Origin of the sequence: Arcobacter sp. LA11 (assembly GCF_001895145.1) — a bacterium.
Taxonomy (GTDB): domain Bacteria; phylum Campylobacterota; class Campylobacteria; order Campylobacterales; family Arcobacteraceae; genus Halarcobacter.
Genome location: NZ_BDIR01000002.1, coordinates 102,316 through 121,310 on the forward strand (window position 1 = coordinate 102,316; position 18,995 = coordinate 121,310).

At 28.3% G+C, this 18,995-nt stretch carries 20 protein-coding genes; 14 read left to right on the top strand and 6 right to left on the bottom strand.

Going from position 1 to position 18,995, the window contains the following annotated elements:
- Window positions 1-55: 55 nt before the first annotated feature.
- The 12 genes from BT997_RS02480 (at window position 56) to BT997_RS02535 (ending at window position 11,586) form a co-directional block, all read left to right on the top strand.
- Window positions 56-2,110, top strand: a complete 2,055-nt coding sequence (locus BT997_RS02480) for an ATP-dependent helicase (RefSeq protein WP_072679819.1) — start codon at window positions 56-58, stop codon at window positions 2,108-2,110.
- A gap of 10 nt (window positions 2,111-2,120) precedes the next feature.
- Complete coding sequence (truB, locus tag BT997_RS02485; RefSeq protein ID WP_072679820.1) at window positions 2,121-2,972, top strand: tRNA pseudouridine(55) synthase TruB; 852 nt, start codon at window positions 2,121-2,123, stop codon at window positions 2,970-2,972.
- Entirely contained in the window at window positions 2,969-3,733 is a 765-nt protein-coding gene (locus BT997_RS02490) for a 4-(cytidine 5'-diphospho)-2-C-methyl-D-erythritol kinase (RefSeq protein WP_072679821.1), read from the top strand. Before truB ends, BT997_RS02490 begins: the two co-directional genes overlap by 4 nt.
- Window positions 3,726-4,199 carry an SsrA-binding protein SmpB gene (gene smpB, locus BT997_RS02495; RefSeq protein ID WP_072679822.1) on the top strand — a complete coding sequence of 158 codons (474 nt, stop codon included), beginning with the start codon at window positions 3,726-3,728 and terminating at the stop codon, window positions 4,197-4,199. Before BT997_RS02490 ends, smpB begins: the two co-directional genes overlap by 8 nt.
- A gap of 198 nt (window positions 4,200-4,397) precedes the next feature.
- Window positions 4,398-5,864: a cytochrome-c oxidase, cbb3-type subunit I gene (gene ccoN / locus BT997_RS02500; protein WP_072679823.1), complete on the top strand. Its 1,467-nt coding sequence runs from the start codon at window positions 4,398-4,400 to the stop codon at window positions 5,862-5,864.
- A 14-nt stretch (window positions 5,865-5,878) separates the two neighbouring features.
- Window positions 5,879-6,562, top strand: coding sequence for a cytochrome-c oxidase, cbb3-type subunit II (ccoO, locus tag BT997_RS02505; protein WP_072679824.1), 684 nt, complete (start codon window positions 5,879-5,881; stop codon window positions 6,560-6,562).
- A 9-nt stretch (window positions 6,563-6,571) separates the two neighbouring features.
- On the top strand, window positions 6,572-6,796 hold the full coding sequence (locus tag BT997_RS02510; protein ID WP_072679825.1) for a CcoQ/FixQ family Cbb3-type cytochrome c oxidase assembly chaperone: 225 nt from the start codon (window positions 6,572-6,574) through the stop codon (window positions 6,794-6,796).
- Between the two features lies 1 nt (window position 6,797).
- Entirely contained in the window at window positions 6,798-7,688 is an 891-nt protein-coding gene (locus tag BT997_RS02515) for a c-type cytochrome (RefSeq protein WP_072679826.1), read from the top strand.
- 1 nt (window position 7,689) lies between these two features.
- Window positions 7,690-7,935 (top strand): DUF4006 family protein, encoded by a 246-nt coding sequence (locus BT997_RS02520; RefSeq protein ID WP_083568405.1) that lies wholly within the window; start codon window positions 7,690-7,692, stop codon window positions 7,933-7,935.
- A gap of 131 nt (window positions 7,936-8,066) precedes the next feature.
- Window positions 8,067-8,663, top strand: a complete 597-nt coding sequence (locus tag BT997_RS02525) for a hypothetical protein (RefSeq protein WP_258239410.1) — start codon at window positions 8,067-8,069, stop codon at window positions 8,661-8,663.
- Window positions 8,664-8,675: 12 nt separating this feature from the next.
- On the top strand, window positions 8,676-9,233 hold the full coding sequence (locus tag BT997_RS02530; protein ID WP_072679828.1) for a hypothetical protein: 558 nt from the start codon (window positions 8,676-8,678) through the stop codon (window positions 9,231-9,233).
- Complete coding sequence (locus BT997_RS02535) at window positions 9,223-11,586, top strand: PD-(D/E)XK nuclease family protein (RefSeq protein ID WP_072679829.1); 2,364 nt, start codon at window positions 9,223-9,225, stop codon at window positions 11,584-11,586. Before BT997_RS02530 ends, BT997_RS02535 begins: the two co-directional genes overlap by 11 nt.
- A 69-nt stretch (window positions 11,587-11,655) precedes the next feature.
- On the opposite strand, the gene BT997_RS02540 is transcribed toward BT997_RS02535, so the two are convergent.
- The 6 genes from BT997_RS02540 to plsY all read right to left on the bottom strand — a co-directional run bounded on the left by BT997_RS02540 (window position 11,656) and on the right by plsY (window position 17,061).
- Window positions 11,656-12,774 carry a porin gene (locus BT997_RS02540; RefSeq protein WP_072679830.1) on the bottom strand — a complete coding sequence of 373 codons (1,119 nt, stop codon included), beginning with the start codon at window positions 12,772-12,774 and terminating at the stop codon, window positions 11,656-11,658.
- A gap of 107 nt (window positions 12,775-12,881) precedes the next feature.
- Window positions 12,882-13,976 carry a peptide chain release factor 2 gene (gene prfB / locus BT997_RS02545; RefSeq protein WP_072679831.1) on the bottom strand — a complete coding sequence of 365 codons (1,095 nt, stop codon included), beginning with the start codon at window positions 13,974-13,976 and terminating at the stop codon, window positions 12,882-12,884.
- Window positions 13,977-13,979: 3 nt separating this feature from the next.
- On the bottom strand, window positions 13,980-14,639 hold the full coding sequence (locus BT997_RS02550; protein WP_072679832.1) for a cytochrome c: 660 nt from the start codon (window positions 14,637-14,639) through the stop codon (window positions 13,980-13,982).
- 119 nt (window positions 14,640-14,758) lie between these two features.
- Window positions 14,759-15,883, bottom strand: coding sequence for a porin (locus BT997_RS02555; RefSeq protein WP_072679833.1), 1,125 nt, complete (start codon window positions 15,881-15,883; stop codon window positions 14,759-14,761).
- Between the two features lie 200 nt (window positions 15,884-16,083).
- The gene (locus BT997_RS02560; RefSeq protein WP_072679834.1) at window positions 16,084-16,401 is read right to left on the bottom strand and encodes a dihydroneopterin aldolase; all 318 of its coding nucleotides are present in this window, start codon (window positions 16,399-16,401) and stop codon (window positions 16,084-16,086) included.
- A gap of 36 nt (window positions 16,402-16,437) precedes the next feature.
- On the bottom strand, window positions 16,438-17,061 hold the full coding sequence (plsY, locus tag BT997_RS02565) for a glycerol-3-phosphate 1-O-acyltransferase PlsY (RefSeq protein ID WP_072679835.1): 624 nt from the start codon (window positions 17,059-17,061) through the stop codon (window positions 16,438-16,440).
- A gap of 95 nt (window positions 17,062-17,156) precedes the next feature.
- On the opposite strand from plsY, the gene nadA reads away from it, so the two are divergent.
- Both nadA and nadC read left to right on the top strand, forming a co-directional pair.
- Window positions 17,157-18,146, top strand: a complete 990-nt coding sequence (gene nadA, locus BT997_RS02570) for a quinolinate synthase NadA (RefSeq protein WP_072679836.1) — start codon at window positions 17,157-17,159, stop codon at window positions 18,144-18,146.
- Window positions 18,143-18,964, top strand: coding sequence for a carboxylating nicotinate-nucleotide diphosphorylase (nadC, locus tag BT997_RS02575; RefSeq protein WP_072679837.1), 822 nt, complete (start codon window positions 18,143-18,145; stop codon window positions 18,962-18,964). The genes nadA and nadC overlap by 4 nt, the downstream gene beginning before the upstream one ends.
- Window positions 18,965-18,995: the final 31 nt, after the last annotated feature.

Below are 18,995 nucleotides of genomic sequence, written 5' to 3' on the forward strand. Positions count from 1 at the left end.
GAAGCTTAATTAATTTATACAAATTATGATATAATTTATATTTATTGGAGAAGAAATGTCAGAAAACTTTTTATCATCGTTGAATGAATCTCAACAAAATGCGGCAAAGCACATAGATGGTTCTTTGTTGATATTAGCTGGTGCTGGTTCTGGTAAAACTAAAACAATTACTACTAGATTAGCTTATCTTATTTCGATTGGGATAGATCCAAGTTCAATTTTAACGCTAACTTTTACAAATAAAGCTGCAACAGAAATGAGAGAACGTGCTTATTCATTGATTGACTCATCTGCAATAAATACTCCACCTTTACTATGTACATTTCATAAATTTGGATTACTTTTTCTTAAGTTTCATATGAGTGAATTAGGAAGAAAAAACAACTTTATAATTATAGATAATGATGACAAAAAAAGAATTTTAAAGTCAATAGATAAAGAGATTACAACTTCAATTTTAGTTAGTGAAATTTCAAAATATAAAAATACTCTTTTAACACCAACTGAAGCAAAATTAGCTGCACAATTAAAACTTTATCAACAAATAGCAGATGTTTATGAAAAATATGAAGCGTATTTATTAAAAAACAACTTAGTAGATTTTGATGATTTACTACTTTTACCATTTAGAATTTTAGAAAAGAATGAATCTTTAGCAAAAGAGACTAGTCAAAGATATCAATATGTAATGGTAGATGAGTATCAAGATACAAATGAACTTCAATATAAGTTATTAAGACTTTTATGTACAACTCACAATAATCTTTGTGTTGTAGGTGATGATGACCAATCTATTTATGGTTGGCGTGGAGCTACGATTAAAAATATATTAAATTTTACTGAGCATTTTGAAAATACTACAGTTGTAAAACTTGAAGAAAATTATAGATCAACAGATACGATACTAGAACATGCAAATCAATTAATTGAACATAATCGAGATAGGTTAGGGAAAAAATTAGTTGGAACTAGAGCTAAAGGTGATAGTATAAAAGTTTATGAATCACATGATGAAAATGAAGAAACAAGAAAAATTATAGATGATATTACAAAACTAGTTGCAACAGGTGTAAGTGGGAGAGATATTGCAGTATTATTTAGAGTTAATGCACTTTCAAGGTCATTAGAAGAAGGTTTTAATAGAGCTGGAATAAACTATAGACTTGTTGGTGGAATGAAGTTCTACGAAAGAGCAGAGATTAAAGATTTAATTGCATATTTTAGAATATTAACTAATACTACTGATAACTTTTCATTAAAAAGAATTATAAATAAACCAAAAAGAGGAATTGGTAAAACTACTATAGATAAGCTTGATGCAAAATCTGTAGAACTTAAAAAACCAATTTTTACAATACTAGAAGAATTTAATGCAGAAGAACTTGCTGCTATTGTAGGAAAAAAGAACTCAAGAACCTTAAAAGTATTTATGGCTTCAGTGATGGATTTAAGAGATGCTTTAGAAGAATCAAAAATGAGATTTTTAGATTCATTTGAAGATACTTTTGATTATAGAGCCTCATTTGACAATGTTCCTGATGGATTTGATAGACAAGCAAATATTGATGAATTTTATGGATATATTAGAGACTATTTTATTCAAAATCCACATTTAAGTTTGGAAGATTTTTTAAATGAAATTGCTTTAGAATCAGAAAAAGGTGAATTAACAGAACAAGCTATTTCTATGATGAGTATTCACTCTTCAAAAGGTCTGGAATATAAACATCTATTTATTATTGGACTTGAAGAAGGTTTTTTCCCAATTATTGGAGATGGTAGTGATATTGAAGAAGAAAGAAGACTTGGATATGTAGCTATTACTAGAGCTATGGATAATCTTACTTTATCTTTTGTTCATTCTAGATTTTATAAAGGTAAAAGAGCTACACTTTTAAAAAGTAGATTTTTAAGTGAATCTGGTCTTATTAAAGGTAGTTTAACTATTGAAAAACACTCTTGCTTTAAAAAAGGTGATTTGGTAAAACATAAAATCTTTGGAATGGGACGAGTTCAAAAAGCTGGTAAAGCTGGTAAAGATTTTAAACTTACTATTAATTTTGGTGGAACAAGAAGAGATATTCTTTCAAGTTTTGTTGAAAAAATGTAATTAGGGATCAATGCAAAAAAAATTATATAATAAAGAGCCTCTAAATAAATTGCTTGTTGTAAATAAGCCGATGTTTAGGAGTTCAAACTCATATTTAAATCAAATAAAAAGAAAATATAAGAATAAAAAAGCAGGTTTTTCGGGAACTTTAGATCCTTTTGCTTGTGGATGTTTAATTGTTGCATTTGGGCAGTATTCAAAGCTATTTAAATATCTTAAAAAAACTCCAAAAACTTATAGAGCAGTTATTTGGCTAGGAGCCACATCTGAATCTTTTGATATTGAAAATATGATTGATATAAAAGATGAAAAAAAAATAGATGAAGTATTATTAAAAAAAGAGATAAAAAGTTTAATAGGAGAGATAGAATATACACCTCCTAAATTCTCTGCAAAAAAAATAGATGGAAAAAGAGCCTATGACCTTGCCCGTGCAGGAGAAGAGTTTGAAATGAAAAAATCAATTATGAATATAGTTGATACAAAGTTTATTTCATACTCTCATCCTTTTATTACTTTTGAAGCAACAGTTAGTGAAGGCTCATATATAAGAAGCTTAGCTCAAATATTACTTGAAAGAATAAATAGAGTAGGTACCTTATCTTATTTAAATAGATTAAACGAGGGTGAATTTTTTTATGAAAATGAAAAAGATTTAAATCCTTTAAAATATTTAGATTTAAAAGAAAACAATTATTTGGGAACTAAAGAGTGGTTAAATGATGGAAAAAAAATCAATATTGATTTTTTAGAAACAAAAGAAGATGGTAATTATCTAATAAAATTTGATGATTTTTTTAGTATAATTCAAATTGAAAATGAAGAAGTAAAATATCTTCTTAATAAGGTTCTATTAAATTGATAAAAAAATCATATGCTAAAGTAAACATCTTTTTAAAAATAGCAGGGAAGAGAAACAACTATCATGAGTTAGTTTCAAGATTTGTTAGAGTCCATTCTTTATATGATGAAATTAGTTTTGTAGAAGAATATTGTGAAAAATTTACTTTAATTGGTGACTTTGGATGTGATATAAAAAAGAACACTATATATAATGTATATGAACAATTAAAAAATATATCACCAAAAGTAGAAGAATATTTTAAAAATCACTCTGTAAAAGTTGATAAAAATATTCCTGAATTTGCAGGTTTAGGTGGAGGTAGTTCAAATTGTGCAACCTTTATGTTAATGGTTAATGATGTATGTAATTTGAATTTATCAAAAAATGAACTTGTAAAAATTGGTCTTACTATTGGTGCAGATGTGCCTTTTTTTATATATGAATATGATAGTGCAAATGTAACTGGTATTGGTGAAATAGTAGAAAAGTTTGATGAAGAGATTTTAAATATTGAAGTCATTACTCCTAAAATAGAGTGTAATACTGGTCAAATATTTAATAAATTTAGAGAATTATTTTATAAAGAAATTTCTAAAAAAGATAAAATCAAACTATTAAACTTAAAATCAAAGGAAATATTGGCAATTTTAAGTACTAAAGAAGCAAATGATTTATTTGAACCTGCAGTTGCCATATATCCAGAATTAAGTGAATATAATAAAAATGAGTGGCATTTTAGTGGTAGTGGTAGTTCATTTTTTAAGGTAAGTAATGAGTAAAAAAGAGATAAGTAAAAATCAGGTTTTTAAAAATAAAAAAGTCTTCCATGATTATATAATATTAGATACGTACGAAGCTGGAATTGTGCTTGAAGGTAGTGAAGTAAAAGCAGTACGTGATGGTAGAGTTAATTTAAAAGATTCCCATGTGAGAATTATAAAAAATGAAATATTTGTTTTAAATATGCATATTACTCATTTAAGTACAGCACATAGTACATATAGGCCAGATGAAAGAAGAGATAGAAAACTTTTATTAAATAGAAAAGAAATAGAAAAATTATTTACTAAAGTTACAAAAGATGGTATAACATTAGTACCAATTAAAATGTATTTTAATTCAAAAAATATTTTAAAAATGCAAATTGCAACAGCTCAAGGGAAAAAACTCCATGATAAAAGAGAAGACCTTAAAAAAAGGACTATGAAAAGGGAGACTGAGCAAGCTCTTAAGAACTATAAATAGCATAAGCTTATCTTATAGAACTTGTATATGTAACAAATAGTTACATAAAACTAACTTTAAACTAATCTTAAAAAATTAAAGTTGTTATATTAATTAAAAAAAACTGTTAATTTTTTGTTAATTTTAAGCTTTCCTTAGCTATGATAACCCTGATAAGTGACAAAAAAGTGACTTAAAAAAATTAGTAGGAGGAGATTGATGCAAAACGGTGCACAAATCGAGTATGATTACTCAATTGCAAAAGCGTTTACATTTGCAACAATTCTGTTTGGTATCATTGGTATGACAATTGGTGTCGTACTGGCGTTTCAATTAGCATTTCCTGAGTTAAATAACTTAGCAGGGGAATATGGTACATTCAGTAGATTAAGACCTTTACACACAAATGGTGTTGCGTTTGGTTTTACTCTAAGTGGTATTTTTGCGTGTTGGTATTACATTGCGCAAAGAGTATTAAAAGTTTCTCTAAAAGAGTCTCCATTTTTAATGGGTGTAGCTAAGCTACATTTTTTACTTTATTTCATTACTATTCTTTTAGCTGTTGTAACTCTATTCATGGGTATTACAACTTCAAAAGAGTATGCTGAATTAGAGTGGCCAATAGACATTTTAGTAGTAGTATGGTGGGTATTATGGGGTATCTCTGTTTTCGGTTTAATCGGAATTAGAAGAGAGAGAACATTATATATTTCAATTTGGTATTTTATAGCATGTTTTATTGCTGTTGCAATGTTATACTTATTTAATAACATGGAAGTTCCAACAATGTTATATTCTGGTTATGGTTCATGGATTCACTCTGTTTCTATGTATGCTGGAACAAATGATGCATTAGTACAATGGTGGTATGGACACAACGCAGTTGGTTTCGTATTTACTGTTCCTATTATTGCTATGATTTATTACTTTTTACCAAAAGAGTCTGGACAAAACGTATACTCATATAAGTTATCTATTTTAGCTTTCTGGGGATTATTGTTTGTTTATTTATGGGCTGGTGGACACCACCTTATTTATTCAACTGTTCCAGATTGGATGCAAACTATGGGTTCTGTAATGTCAGTTGTATTAATTTTACCATCATGGGGATCAGCAATTAATATGCTTTTAACTATGAAAGGTGAGTGGCAACAACTACAAACAAATACACTAATTAAGTTTATGGTATTAGCTTCAACATTCTATATGTTATCAACAATTGAGGGACCAATTCAGTCAATCAAATCTGTTAATGCTATTGCTCACTTTACTGATTGGATTCCAGGTCACGTTCACGATGGTGTTCTTGGTTGGGTTGTATTTATGATTATGGCTGCGTTATTCCATATGGCACCAAGAATGTATGGAAGAGAAATTTACTCTAAGTCGTTAATGGATACTCAATTCTGGTTACAAACAACTGGTATTGTATTATACTTTACGTCTATGTGGATTGCAGGTATTACTCAAGGTATGATGTGGAGAGCTTATGACGAGTATGGTTCATTAGTTTACTCTTTCATTGATACTGTTACAGTATTACAACCATATTATACAATTAGAGCTGTTGGTGGGTTAATGTACCTAATCGGATTCTTTATGTTCGCTTGGAACATGTACAAAACTGCAACTGCAGGTAGAGTACTTGATAAAGAACCAACAAATGCTACTCCAGTAGCTGCGTAAGAAGGAGGGTAATTATGTTTCATTGGTTTGAACAAAGACCGTTTTTCTTTGCGGTATTAGTATTTATTTTTGTTGCATTTGCAGGTATTATTGAAGTAATTCCTGATTTTGCAAAACAATCAAGACCTACAGTTGGCACTAAACCTTATTCTGTATTAGAGTTAGCGGGTAGACATGTTTATATTAAAGATTCTTGTAATGCTTGTCATTCACAATTAATTAGACCATTTAAATCAGAAACTGATAGATATGGTATGTATTCATTATCTGGTGAGTATGCTTATGATAGACCATTTTTATGGGGATCAAAAAGAACAGGTCCAGATTTATGGAGAGTTGGTAACTATAGAACTACAGATTGGCATGAGAATCATATGATGGATCCAGCTTCAGTTGTTCCTGGTACAGTTATGCCAGCATATCCTCATCAGTTTACAAATATTGCTGATTTAGATACTGCATATGCAGAAGCATATACAGTTAAAAATGTATTCAATACTCCATATGATGTAGATATTGATGGAGATGGTAAAATTGATGTTGAATTAGGTGAATATGAATCTGCTATTGCAAAAGCAAAAGCTGATGCAAAAGCTATTGCAGCTGATATGAAAAATCAAGCTGTAAAAGATGCCGTTGCAAACGGTCAAGTTCCTGAAATAGTTGCATTAATTGCATATTTAAATTCTTTAAAATAAGAGGTTAAAATGGATCATGAAACTCTAGTAACGATACAAGGTTATGCAAAGTTTTTCTTAATCTTAGTCGTATTTGTTGTGTTTTATTCTTATGCTTTTTCTATTTATAAAAGAGATAAAAAAGGTGAAAGAGATTTTGAAAAATATTCAAGTTTAGTACATGATGATACAATAGAGTCTGATCCTCTCGAAAATAGAAAAGAAGAAACAGAAAATAAAGAGAAGGAGAAATAGTATGAAATCTATGGTTATAGGTGGAATTATTCTTATCGTCGCTTTAATGGCAGGAACTTACTTTGTAGCAGGTGATGCTTTTGATACAGACGATTATATTAATAGTTTAACAATGCTTGGAGCATTGGCAATTATTGTTATTACAGTATTTGTTTCGTTAAAATATATTAATCAAATGAAAAATGATACAGCTAGTGGTGAATTAGCTGAAGAAAGATGGGATGGAATTGGTGAGTATAAGAATGCTATTCCTACAGGTTGGGGATTAGCTTTTATTGGAACACTAGTTTGGTTAATGTGGTACTGGACTGTTGGTTATCCAACAAACGGTTTCTCTCAAATTGGACAATACAATGAAGAGGTAAATGAGTATAATAACAAATTTGCTTCAAAATGGGAAAACCCAAGTAATGATACTTTAGTTGCAATGGGTGAATCTACATTCTTAGTACAATGTTCACCTTGTCATGGTGTTGATGGTGAAGGTATTGAAGGAAAAGCACAAGATTTAACAAAAAGAATCTTAAAATCTTCAGTAGAACATGTAATTAAAAATGGTGCAAACAATTATAAAACTGCATATCCAGGTGGTATGCCTCCTATGATGTTAACAGAAGCTGCTGATATTGAAGCTGTTTCAACATATGTTGCAGGTGGATTTAAAGGTGAACAACCAGCATCATATGGTGTATGTGCAGGATGTCATGGAGCAGATGGAAAAGGTATTGCATTTGTTGGTCCTAACATTAAAGAATATGATGATGCAGTAATTACATCAGTTTTAACTGATGGTAAAAAAGCTGATATTGGTATAATGCCAAGTTTCAAAGGTAGATTAAATGCTACTCAAGAAAAAGCTATTGCAGCTTATATTAGAAGTATAGGAGAGTAAGATGGCTGGAAATTCACAAATGAATGAAAATGAAAGAGGACTATTTTCTCTTCTTCATGGGATTACAGGTATGTTAATTGCTACAGTTTTACTATTAGCAATACTAGCTGTTTTAGTTTTTAATGCAGTTGTTGTGCAACAAAATGAAGCACAAAACTATTATAAAATTAATCAAGACTTGAATGCTCTAAAATTCAATAGTACTGAAAATGGTCAGCATTATGAATTAGTTGGAAAACCACAATAAGGATAAATTATGGATAAGATTATTGGACTTTTATTATTAGTTTCTGCAGCTTTATCTGCATATTTATCTTTCTTTGATTCAGCAAGAGTATATGTAGGTTAATGGTTAGCTTTAACTTTCTTAAGGTAGCAGTGTTTTCACTGCTACTTTTATTATCTTCAACTTTATATGCAAGTAACTTTGTTCTAAGCGATGATGGACTTATTGATAAACGAGCAATTACTAAAATCCAAGAAATTGGAAGTGAGTCTCAATCAAAACTTGGTGTAAATATTTATGTATATGCAAAACAATCTTTGGGTTTAAAACAAAATATATCTACAAAAGATAAAATTAAATATATTAAAGAATATGAAGGGCAAATTACTAACTCATTAGTTAAGCCTTATGTTTTACTGTCAATGGCAGTAGAAGATACTCATGTAAATTTAATTGTATCTTCAAAATTAAAAGAAGTTATAGACAAAAATGAAATATTAAATGATTATGTTGTACCATTACTTGCTTCAAAAGATAAAAATACAACTTTTGCAAAAGCAAGTGCTGCTATATTAAATGGATATGCGGCAATTGCAGATACTATTGCAGATTCTAAAAATATAGAATTAAAAAGTAGTATTGGTAATTCTGGGAAAGTTGCAGGAACTGTTTGGAGAGTATTGATGTATACTCTAATAGTAGTAGGATTATTACTCTATACATTTGCAGTTTTAAGAAGAAAAAAATAGGACTAAAACTTGATGAAAAGAAATTATTGGCCACTTTTATTTATTAGTATATTTAGCTTTACTTTAGGAATGATTATTTGGACAATTATGTCAGCAATAAAAGTGCCTGTTCATGAAGATGAAGCATTTTTAAAATCTTATCATGATTTGGATAGAGATTTTAATGATGTTGTGTTATCAAATGCAAAATTTTTAGAAAAATATGATTTTAAAATTTTAATAAATAAAAAAGAATTTGGCTTGATAATAAGTGATATCTTTTTATCTCAAAGAGCTATTGAAGAAAAATCAGAAAACAAAAATGTTTTTAATAACGGTAAGAATAATATTGTAATTTCAGTAAAAGATAAAAATGGTATAGAACAAAAAGATATAGAAATATCTTTAAGAGTATCTAGACCAACAAATCATAATAACACAATGGATTTTACAAATAAGGAATTTGAATTTATAGATAATAAATTTAATATTGAGGTTGAACTGCCTTTAAAAGGAAATTGGAATATCACTGGTAATTTTAAAATAGCTAATGATACGGGATATCTTTTTATAAAATCAAATGCAATCTAGATCTAAACTTCTAGTTTTCCCAACTTCTAGAGTAATTAGAGAATATATTAATTCTCAAAAAGAGAATAATACTCTATTACCTACAATTTTAACTATTGATGAATTTTTTAAAAAATCTTTAAATCTTGGAAATCGTAAATATATTGATGAAGAAGAACGGTTTTTATATTTAGTTGAAGCAGTTAGTAATTTAAATCTTTCAAAATTAGGAATATCAACAAACTTTTTACAGTTTATAAAGCAAAGTGATTATATTTATAGATTTTTTTTAGAACTTGCTAGTGAAAATGTAGATATAAATTCAATATCTAATGAAGATACTTATGGATACTATAGTGAACATTTAGATATTTTAAAAATTATTCAAAAAAGTTATCTTGAGATATTAGAAAAGAATAACGCAATTGATAAAATTAATATAGAAAAGCATTATAAAATAAATTATGATTTTGTAAAAAGATACTCAAGAATAGAAATTGATTTTGAAGGATATTTTACTTCTTTTGAATTTAATTTGATAAAAGAGATTGCAAGAGAATCAAAAGTAGAAATTAATTTTATATATAATAAATACAATAAAAAATCTATAGAAAAATTTATTAATCTAGGATTTGATTTAAAATTAGAACATGAATATAAAATTGATTTTTCAAATAAAGAAATTATAAGTGAAGAAGAAATAAGAAAAAAAACTGTTGAAATTGATATAAAAGGTTTTTCTTCTAGAATTAATCAAATAGCATTTATCAAAAAATCTGTTTCGGATTTAGTAAATAGTGGTATAGAAGCATCTAAGATAGCTCTTATCTTGCCAGAAGAGAGTTTTGCTAGCAGGATATCTCTTTTTGACAAAGAACGTTATTTTAACTATGCTATGGGCTTAAATATATATACATCAAATTTATATAAAGTTATTGATGCAATATATTTATATATAAATGAAAAAGATATAAAAAATACAAAAAATATTGAATTTTTAAAATTAGATAAGAATGTAATAGTTCAGATTTTTGAAAATCATTGGAATAGAAATCTAACATCAGAAAATTTCAATAAAATTATGGATTATTTTTTACTGTTTGAAAATGATGAAGAATTAATTGAAAAATTTAAAGAATTAGTATTTAAGCTTGAAAGGTTATTTTTTTCATCTAGTGAAAGAATCACTTTAAAAGATGCATATAAAATATTACATCAAAAAGTATCTAAAATATCGTTAGATGATGTTAATTCTGGAAAAATAACTGTAATGGGACTTTTAGAAAGTCGTAAACTAGTTTTTGATGCTGTAATTATATGTGATTTCAATGAAAATTATATACCAAAAAGAAGTGTAAAAGACAAATTTTTATCTTCAAATATTAAATCTAAAGTGAATCTTCCTACAAAAGTAGATAGGGAGAATTTACAAAAATATTATTATGAAAGGTTAATTAGCAATACTAGTAAGGTATTTATATCTTATGTTAAAAATGATAATGAACAAATATCAAGATTTGCAAATACTCTTTTTGATATAAATATTAATGAAAAACTTTTTGATAATTCATACAAACATATTTTATATTCAAATAAAACTATAAAACATTTTGTAGAAGAAGTTATTTTGGATATTGATTTGTCAAAATTAACTTGGAGTGCGAGTTCATTAAAAGAATATTTAGAATGTAAAAGAAAATATTATCTAAACCATATTCTTAAGATAAAAGAACATGATATTTCAATTAAACCAAAAGGGTATGAATTAGGTAATATAATTCATAATTCTTTGGAAGTATATTATAAACAAGGTACTCATACTTACGAAAAGTTATTAGGAATTATAAATGATATGAGTAAAGAAAAAGTTTCAAATAACTCTTTTTTAAATCTAGATTTAGAAATATGGAAAAAAAAATTAGTTGAATTTGTTAAAAAAGAAGAGAAAAGATTTGAAGATAACTTAAAAATCATTAGTCTAGAAGAGCCTTTTTTAATAGAATATGAAGATATTAAACTACGTGGTACTATTGATAGGGTCGATTTACTTGGCGAAACTTATATTGTACTTGATTATAAAACTTCAAGTAATTTAAAATTAGATACTATTAGAACTTATGAAAAAGCAATTGATTTTCAATTAGAGTTTTATTATTTAGCTATTGAAAATTTATATAAAACTACAAATATTAAAACTTATTATTATGATTTATATAATATGAAATTACAAGAAGAAGTAGTATTAGAAGAAAAACTTGAATCTTTAAGAGAAATTTTTAATAATCTAAATACTAAAAGTGTAAACTTTTTAAAATGTGATAATAATCAAATATGTCAATATTGTACTTATAAAGTTTTGTGTAATAGAGACTAAATAAATTTAGATATAAAAAAAGGCTAGAGTAAAACTCTAACCTTTTTTATTTAATTCTAAATATATATATTAGAATGAGTATTGAACGTGAACTCTACCCATTGTTTCTTTTTCAGGGTTAGCTTCATTATCTAATTGACCAAATCTAACATAAGTAGATAAGTTACTTGCATGCTTATACGAAACTTGAGTATAAATCTCAGTTTGATCATCATCTGCAGAAGTATCAATTTCCATATCACTATAGTTTAAAGCAATTTTTACTTTATCAGTAACTTGTGCATCAATACCTGCATAAACTACAGAAGCATCAGCAACACCAGATAATGTAACTCTCCAGTGCTCATCAAAACCAGTAGTTGCAGAAGCATCAACACCTACAGTTCCACCTTCTTCGTCAGTTTGACCGTATGATAAATGCGCTCCAAAAATTCCCATATTTGCAGCAACACCAATTTTCCATAAGTTATTATCCGTATCAGCATTATCTAAATCTAAAGAAGAATATCTTGCAAAAGCACTCATATCAACTGAAGAGATTTTATATGAAGCATCTAATCCTAAAGTATATGCATCAAATGTATCTTGTAAATCAACGTAAGAAGCATCAACACTAATTCCACCAAATGTACCCATAAATCCAACGATTGCTAAATCTTCTCCACCAGTAGAAATTAATCCAGTAATATCTCCAGATGTTTTGAAGTTTGTTTGGTTAAAGTAACCTGCATATAATGTTACAGGAGAAAAAGTTGTCATAGCTAAGATACCAGTACCAGTTTGCTCATCACCCATAGCATCTCTTGAAAGAGTATAAGCAGTAGCTAAACCTTGTTTACCAACAACAACAGCAGTATTTGCAATACCTGTATAAGCAAAATTTGCTTCAGATAATACTACAGATACACTACCATCACCAGATGTACTTGTTCCTAAAGATACATTTGCAGTATCATCACCAGCAATAAATCTTGAATTAAAAGTTACATCATCAGTAATTTTTGATTTTAAAGATACAGCAACTTTATAATTGTTGTTTGCTTCCGATAATTCATAGTCATTATATCTGTATGTAGCTGTACCAGATACATCTACGTTTTTAATTGCTTCTGCAAGTGGTTGTGCAGATGCAGTTGTTCCAGCTACAGCAATTGCAGCGATTAAACTCATTTTTGCGAATTTTTTCATTTGTTTACCTTTGTTTGTTTATATAGGGGATAATTATACTATAATTTTTTTAAAATTTAATTAACTCTTTTGTATATAAAATATACTACTTATTGAAATTTTGTAATTTAACTCGATTGTGAGATTAAAACATCTTCAATTATTTTTGTAATATCTCCATCTAGGATGGCATCAACATTTGAATATCCAATATTACTTCTAGTATCTTTTACTTGTTGATATGGTTGCATGACATAAGATCTAATTTGATGTCCCCATCCAATATCACTTTTTTCAGTACCACTTTTTTCTGCTTGCTGTTGTTCTAGTTCATATTCATATAATCTTGACTTAAGCATTTTTATAGCACTAGCTTTATTTTTATGTTGTGATCTATCATTTTGGCATTGAACGACTATATTTGTTTTAATGTGAGTAATTCTAATTGCAGATTCGGTTTTGTTAACATGTTGTCCTCCTGCACCACTAGCTCTATATGTATCAATTCTAATATCTTTATCTTCTATTACAATATCAATATTGTCATCAATTTCTGGACTCACCATAACAGATGCAAAAGATGTATGCCTTTTTGCATTTGAATCAAAAGGAGAAATTCGAACTAGTCTATGAATTCCATTTTCAGCCTTTAAATATCCGTAAGCATTTTCACCTTTTATAATAAAAGAGACATCTTTAATTCCTGCTTCTTCTCCGTCTTGATAATCTAATAATTCTATTTTGAAATTTTGTCTTTCTGCCCATCTTAGGTACATTCTATAAAGCATAGAAGCCCAATCTTGTGATTCCGTTCCACCAGCTCCTGGATGAATTGAAATAATTGCATTTGATGGATCATCTGGATTAGAAAGCATTACAGAGATTTCAGTTGTTTTGATTAATTCATCTAATTCAGTAGCTTCTTCGTGCAAAAGTTCAAATGTATCTTGATCATTATCTTCAGAAGCTAATTCATACAGCTCATTTGTTCCACTTAAAGCATCATTTGCCTTATTAAATTTTGATAATTTTGAGAGGATTCTATTTTTTTCTATACCAATTTTTGTTGCATTTTCTACATCATTCCAAAATTCTTGTTCTGATTCAAGTTCTTCAATCTCTTTTAATCTTGAAGTTAATTCTTCAGGTTTTAAGATATTTTTGATATTTCCAAGTTTTATATTAAGTAATTTTAATAATTCTGAATATTCATAAGCATCCATTAATTACTTAGATTCCTTTTCTATCTCTTTTTCTAAATCTTTTTGATCTTTTTTTGGTTTTAAACTATTTATATATGAATATACATTTTTAATATCTCTTGAATCCATTAAGTTTGCATAAGGTAGCATACTAAATGCTGTTCCTCTATCATATTCTCCTAAACCATAGTCCCTAATAGTAGTTTTAAAGTCAAAAAAGTTTAATTTTGTTAGATCTCTTGAATTACCTACTAATTTATTTGCTTTTTCTCCATGACAGTTTTGACATTTATTAATATACAATTTTTTACCATCTTTAGACATTCTAATTTTTATTTCTTTTTTTCTAGCAACTTGTTCTTCTTTTTTTCTTGTTTCTAACCTTTGTAAAATTTTTTGTTCTAGTTTTTCTTCATTAATTGATGTCATATTTATTTCATCTTTTTTGAAAATATAAATATAATTGTTTCCTGTAGATGCTTTTTCAATTTTTATATCATCAACTTCCCAACCATCATTTTTCATATCTTGAACATTTTTAGAAGAATTACATGCTCCACCATCTAAAGCTATAGTTTCAATAGTAGTCATAGAAGTATGATTTTCTTTAAAACACATTGTTGTTTTCGCATTAAGCGAAATAGTTGTTAATATTCCTAACGTAATAGTAGTAAGAAGTTTCATTTCTGTCCTTTTTTTTAAAGGAACATTTTATCATAATTAATTTTAATATATAAATAAAAAAAGGTTAGAAGCAAAAGCTTCTAACCTTTTAAGAGTTTAGTAAGTTTTTAAATTCAATACTAGAATTTATATTCAACTTGTAATCTACCTCTGTTGTAGTCAAGTTCTGCATCTTCACCATCTGCATATCTAATGTATGCTGATAAGTTTTTAGCATGTTTGTAAGTTAATTGGATAAATGCTTCTTCATGATCATCAGCTTCATCTGCATCATCATCAGAAACTTTATCATAGTTTAATCCTACATGTAATTTATCAGAAACTTGTGCACCTAAGTCAACAAAGATTGCATCAGAATTATCTGCTTTATGTAAGCTTACAGAATAACCAATTGCAGAGTTTGTAGATACTGCGTTTAAGATACCAGAACCATCATCACCAGTTTTAGCATATGCGAATGCTGCATTGAACATACCCATTTTAGCAGAAACACCAGCTTTTAATAATTCGATATCTTCTCCAGAAACACCATCTAAATCAGTTTCTTGGTATTGAACGTATGCATTAACAGGTCCAATTTTTCCAGAAGCTTTAAGGAAATAAGAATCAAGTGTATCATCAGCATCCATGTACCAACCTTCAGCTTTTACAGGTCCAAAAGATCCCATTAAAGCTGCAATCATAACGTTTGTTCCACTTAAAGCAACATCAGCAGTAGTACCAATTGCATCTTTTCCAGCAGTAACATTTGTTTGGTTAAAGTAACCAGCAGCAGCAGTTACAGGACCCATAGTAGTCATAGCTAAGATACCAGTTCCAGTTTGCTCAGTACCATCAGAATCAGTAGCTTTAAACCATGGAAGACCTAAACCTTGTTTACCCACGATTACAGTTGTATTAGCAATACCAGTATAAGCAAAGTTTGCCCAAGTTAATTCAACACCAACGCCACCATCACCAGTACCTTGAGTATCTAATCCAATGAAACCACCATTATCTCCACCTGCGATAAATCTAGAATTAAAAGTTACATCATCAGTAACTTTTGATTTTAAAGAAACAGCTACTTTATAGTTGTTATCTACAGTTGAATCACCATCATCAAAATTTTTGTCATTATATCTATATACAACAGTACCAGATACATCTACGTTTTTGATTGCTTCTGCTAAAGGTTGTGCAGATGCTACAGTTCCAGCTACAGCGATAGCTGCTACTAAACTCATTTTTGCGAATTTTTTCATTTGTTCTCCTAGAATTTCGAAATTTAAATCAGTTAATTGGACGCGCGAACAATTTAAAGTGCGTACTTTAAATACTTTTCCAATTAGACCGTTGCACAAATTCTACAGAAGTAAAATTTAAAGTTTTCTTAAATTAGTCTTTTTAAGGCGATTTAATGGTAAATTTAAGTTATGTTTTAAATATAGAGTTTTGTTATATTTTAACAGTTTTTTAAAGAAACTATACAGTTTGTTAATATATCAGGTTTAGAGATTTTTATTTTGAGTTTTTTTATTTTATATTTAGAATTTAGATACTTATCAATATATATAATTGCATCTTCTAGAAGTTCAAATTTCTTTTTTTTCATAATTTGTTCTATTTTTTTAGAAATTTTAGAATAGTCTATAAAGTTTTTTGGATTTTTGTAGTTGTATTTAAATGATAAATCAATAACTACTTTTTGCTCTTTTTCTCTTTCAAAATCAAGTATCCCTATAATACAGTCAAAAGTTAAGTTTTCTATATATATTTTCATATTTATTTTTAGTAAATTTAAGAAAAAAGGTTATGTTTAGATAACTTTTTTTTCTTCTCCTTTAACTAACCTAACTATATTTGGAATATGTTTATAATAGATTATAAAAGCTATTATATACATTGGAGCGTTACTTCCTACTTCTAATCCATTATTCATAAATAGGGCTGCAATCACAACACCTGTTAATCCTAATAAAGATGATAAAGATGAAACTTTTAATACTTTTCCACAAAAGATCCAAACTGCAGCACCAATTAAAGTAGGAATTGGAATTAAAACTAAAAATACTCCAAGACCAGTTGCAACTCCTTTTCCTCCTTCAAGACCTAAAAAGATTGAGTAACAATGACCCAATACTGCTAATACTGCAATACCCCATAGTGTAGATTCACTAGCACCCATTGCAATAGCTATAAGTAAAACAATAGTTCCTTTTAGAGCATCTAATATAACTGTAGCAACACTTAGTTTTTTTGCTAAAGCTGGGTTTGTTTCTTTTACAACTCTTAATACATTTGTTGCCCCAATTGATTTACTACCATGTTCTTTGATATTTACACCTGCAAAAGTATTTGCCAAAAGCAGTCCAAAAGGAATAGAACCAGCAAGATATGCTGCTATAAAAAATAGAATATTGAAGTTTAAAAGAAAGTCCATTTATTACCTTGATTTTAATTGTATTTGTTTTGATTAAAAGGATTATAACTAAAATTTTGTTATATTCCCATTTAATTAAAACTTGAAGGTTGACTTTGAATTTAAAAGAAGAAATTTTAAAATTAAAAGAAGAACTTGATGTAACACTTGTTGCTCATTTTTATCAAAGAGATGAAGTATTTGAGTTAGCAGATATTACAGGGGATTCATTAGAATTAGCAAAGAGAGCTAAAGAGACTGATTCGAAATATATTGTATTTTGTGGTGTAGGTTTTATGGGTGAAAGTGTAAAAGTACTTGACCCAGAAAAGATTGTTCTAATGCCAAAAATTGCATGTTGTGCCATGGCTAGAATGATTGATGAAGGTTATTATGAAGAAAATCTACAAAAAATAAATGAAGCTGGGATTTCAAATGATGATATTCTTCCTATTACTTATATAAACTCTAGTGCAGCAGTAAAAGCTAGAGTTGGTGAAATGGGTGGTATGGTTTGTACTTCTTCAAATGCTTATAAGATTATTGAAAAAGGTTTAAAATCAGGGAAGAAGATCTTCTTTGTTCCTGATAGATGTTTAGGTCAGAATTTTGCAAAATCTTTAAATTTAAAATCAGCAGTAGTTGGTGATGGAACAGATTTAAATGAAGCAGATATTATTTGTTATAATGGTTTTTGTTCTGTACATCAACTTTTCACTGTTGAAGATATTGAATTTTATAGAGAAAAATATGAAGATATTCTAATAGCAGTTCATCCTGAATGTGATCCTGCTATTTGTGATGCAGCTGATTTTGTTGGTTCAACTTCACAGCTTATAAAATATATCACTGAACTTCCTATTGAGCAAAAAGTAGCTGTAGGAACAGAATACAATATGGTAAATAGATTAAGAGAAAAAAATACATACATCTTAAGCTCAACGAAACCAGAGTGTCCCACTATGAATGAAACAACATTAGAAGATGTATATAACACATTAAAATCAATCAAAGACGGAAAGATTTCAGAAGAGTGTGAAATCAAAGTAAGTGAAGATGTTGCAAAATGGGCTAGAGTTGCTTTAGAGAGGATGTTTGAAGTATGATAAATATTAAAAAATTTGTAAAAAATGCTATTATTGAAGATAATGGTAGAGGTGATTTATTCTTTGATGTTGCTCCTAAAGGAAGATTTAAAGCACATGTGGTTGCTAAAGATAGTGGAATTTTAGCGGGTGAAATTTATGCAAAAGCTCTAGCTAAAACAGAAAAGTTTGATTGTAAGTTTTTAAAACATGATGGAGATACTTTACAAAAAGGTGATATCATAGCAAAGCTTGAGGGCAAAGCATCTATACTTTTATCAAGTGAAAGAACTTTTTTAAATATGCTTCAACATGCAAGTGGAATAGCAACTATGGCAAATAAATTTGCGTCTAAAATAAATGATTTAGATGTAGCTTTATTAGATACAAGAAAAACAAGACCACAATTAAGAGATTTTGAAAAGTATGCTTCAAGAATTGGTGGGGCGATTAACCATAGACTTGGACTTGATGATTGTTTAATGTTAAAAGATACTCACTTAAGAACAATTACTGATTTAAAAGGGTTTATTAAATCTGCTAGAAAAAGAATCTCTTGGGTTACTAAGATTGAAATAGAGTGTGAAACATTTGAGCAAGTAAAAGAGGCTATGGAAGCAGGTGGTGATATTATTATGTGTGATAATATGTCTCCAGAAGAGATAAAAGAAGTTGTAAAATATAGAGATGAAAATCATCCTGGAGTATTATTAGAAGCATCAGGAAATATATCTTTAGATACAGTTAGAATGTATGCCCAAACAGGTGTAGATGCATTAAGTTCTGGAAGTATAATTCATCAAGCAACTTGGCTAGATTTCTCAATGAAGTTTGACTAATAGATATTTACTATTGGTTAATTAAATAAAG

Bases quoted from the DNA above. Each gene is read 5' to 3' on its own strand.
- nadC (WP_072679837.1), top strand. From the start codon at position 18,143: ATGATAAATATTAAAAAATTTGTAAAAAATGCTATTATTGAAGATAAT.
- BT997_RS02540 (WP_072679830.1), bottom strand. From the start codon at position 12,774: ATGAAAAAATTCGCAAAAATGAGTTTAATCGCTGCAATTGCTGTAGCT.
- BT997_RS02550 (WP_072679832.1), bottom strand. From the start codon at position 14,639: ATGAAACTTCTTACTACTATTACGTTAGGAATATTAACAACTATTTCG.
- BT997_RS02560 (WP_072679834.1), bottom strand. From the start codon at position 16,401: ATGAAAATATATATAGAAAACTTAACTTTTGACTGTATTATAGGGATA.
- BT997_RS02510 (WP_072679825.1), top strand. From the start codon at position 6,572: ATGGATCATGAAACTCTAGTAACGATACAAGGTTATGCAAAGTTTTTC.
- smpB (WP_072679822.1), top strand. From the start codon at position 3,726: ATGAGTAAAAAAGAGATAAGTAAAAATCAGGTTTTTAAAAATAAAAAA.
- BT997_RS02555 (WP_072679833.1), bottom strand. From the start codon at position 15,883: ATGAAAAAATTCGCAAAAATGAGTTTAGTAGCAGCTATCGCTGTAGCT.
- BT997_RS02530 (WP_072679828.1), top strand. From the start codon at position 8,676: ATGAAAAGAAATTATTGGCCACTTTTATTTATTAGTATATTTAGCTTT.
- truB (WP_072679820.1), top strand. From the start codon at position 2,121: ATGCAAAAAAAATTATATAATAAAGAGCCTCTAAATAAATTGCTTGTT.
- BT997_RS02480 (WP_072679819.1), top strand. From the start codon at position 56: ATGTCAGAAAACTTTTTATCATCGTTGAATGAATCTCAACAAAATGCG.
- BT997_RS02520 (WP_083568405.1), top strand. From the start codon at position 7,690: ATGGCTGGAAATTCACAAATGAATGAAAATGAAAGAGGACTATTTTCT.
- BT997_RS02535 (WP_072679829.1), top strand. From the start codon at position 9,223: ATGCAATCTAGATCTAAACTTCTAGTTTTCCCAACTTCTAGAGTAATT.
- prfB (WP_072679831.1), bottom strand. From the start codon at position 13,976: ATGGATGCTTATGAATATTCAGAATTATTAAAATTACTTAATATAAAA.
- BT997_RS02515 (WP_072679826.1), top strand. From the start codon at position 6,798: ATGAAATCTATGGTTATAGGTGGAATTATTCTTATCGTCGCTTTAATG.
- plsY (WP_072679835.1), bottom strand. From the start codon at position 17,061: ATGGACTTTCTTTTAAACTTCAATATTCTATTTTTTATAGCAGCATAT.
- ccoO (WP_072679824.1), top strand. From the start codon at position 5,879: ATGTTTCATTGGTTTGAACAAAGACCGTTTTTCTTTGCGGTATTAGTA.
- ccoN (WP_072679823.1), top strand. From the start codon at position 4,398: ATGCAAAACGGTGCACAAATCGAGTATGATTACTCAATTGCAAAAGCG.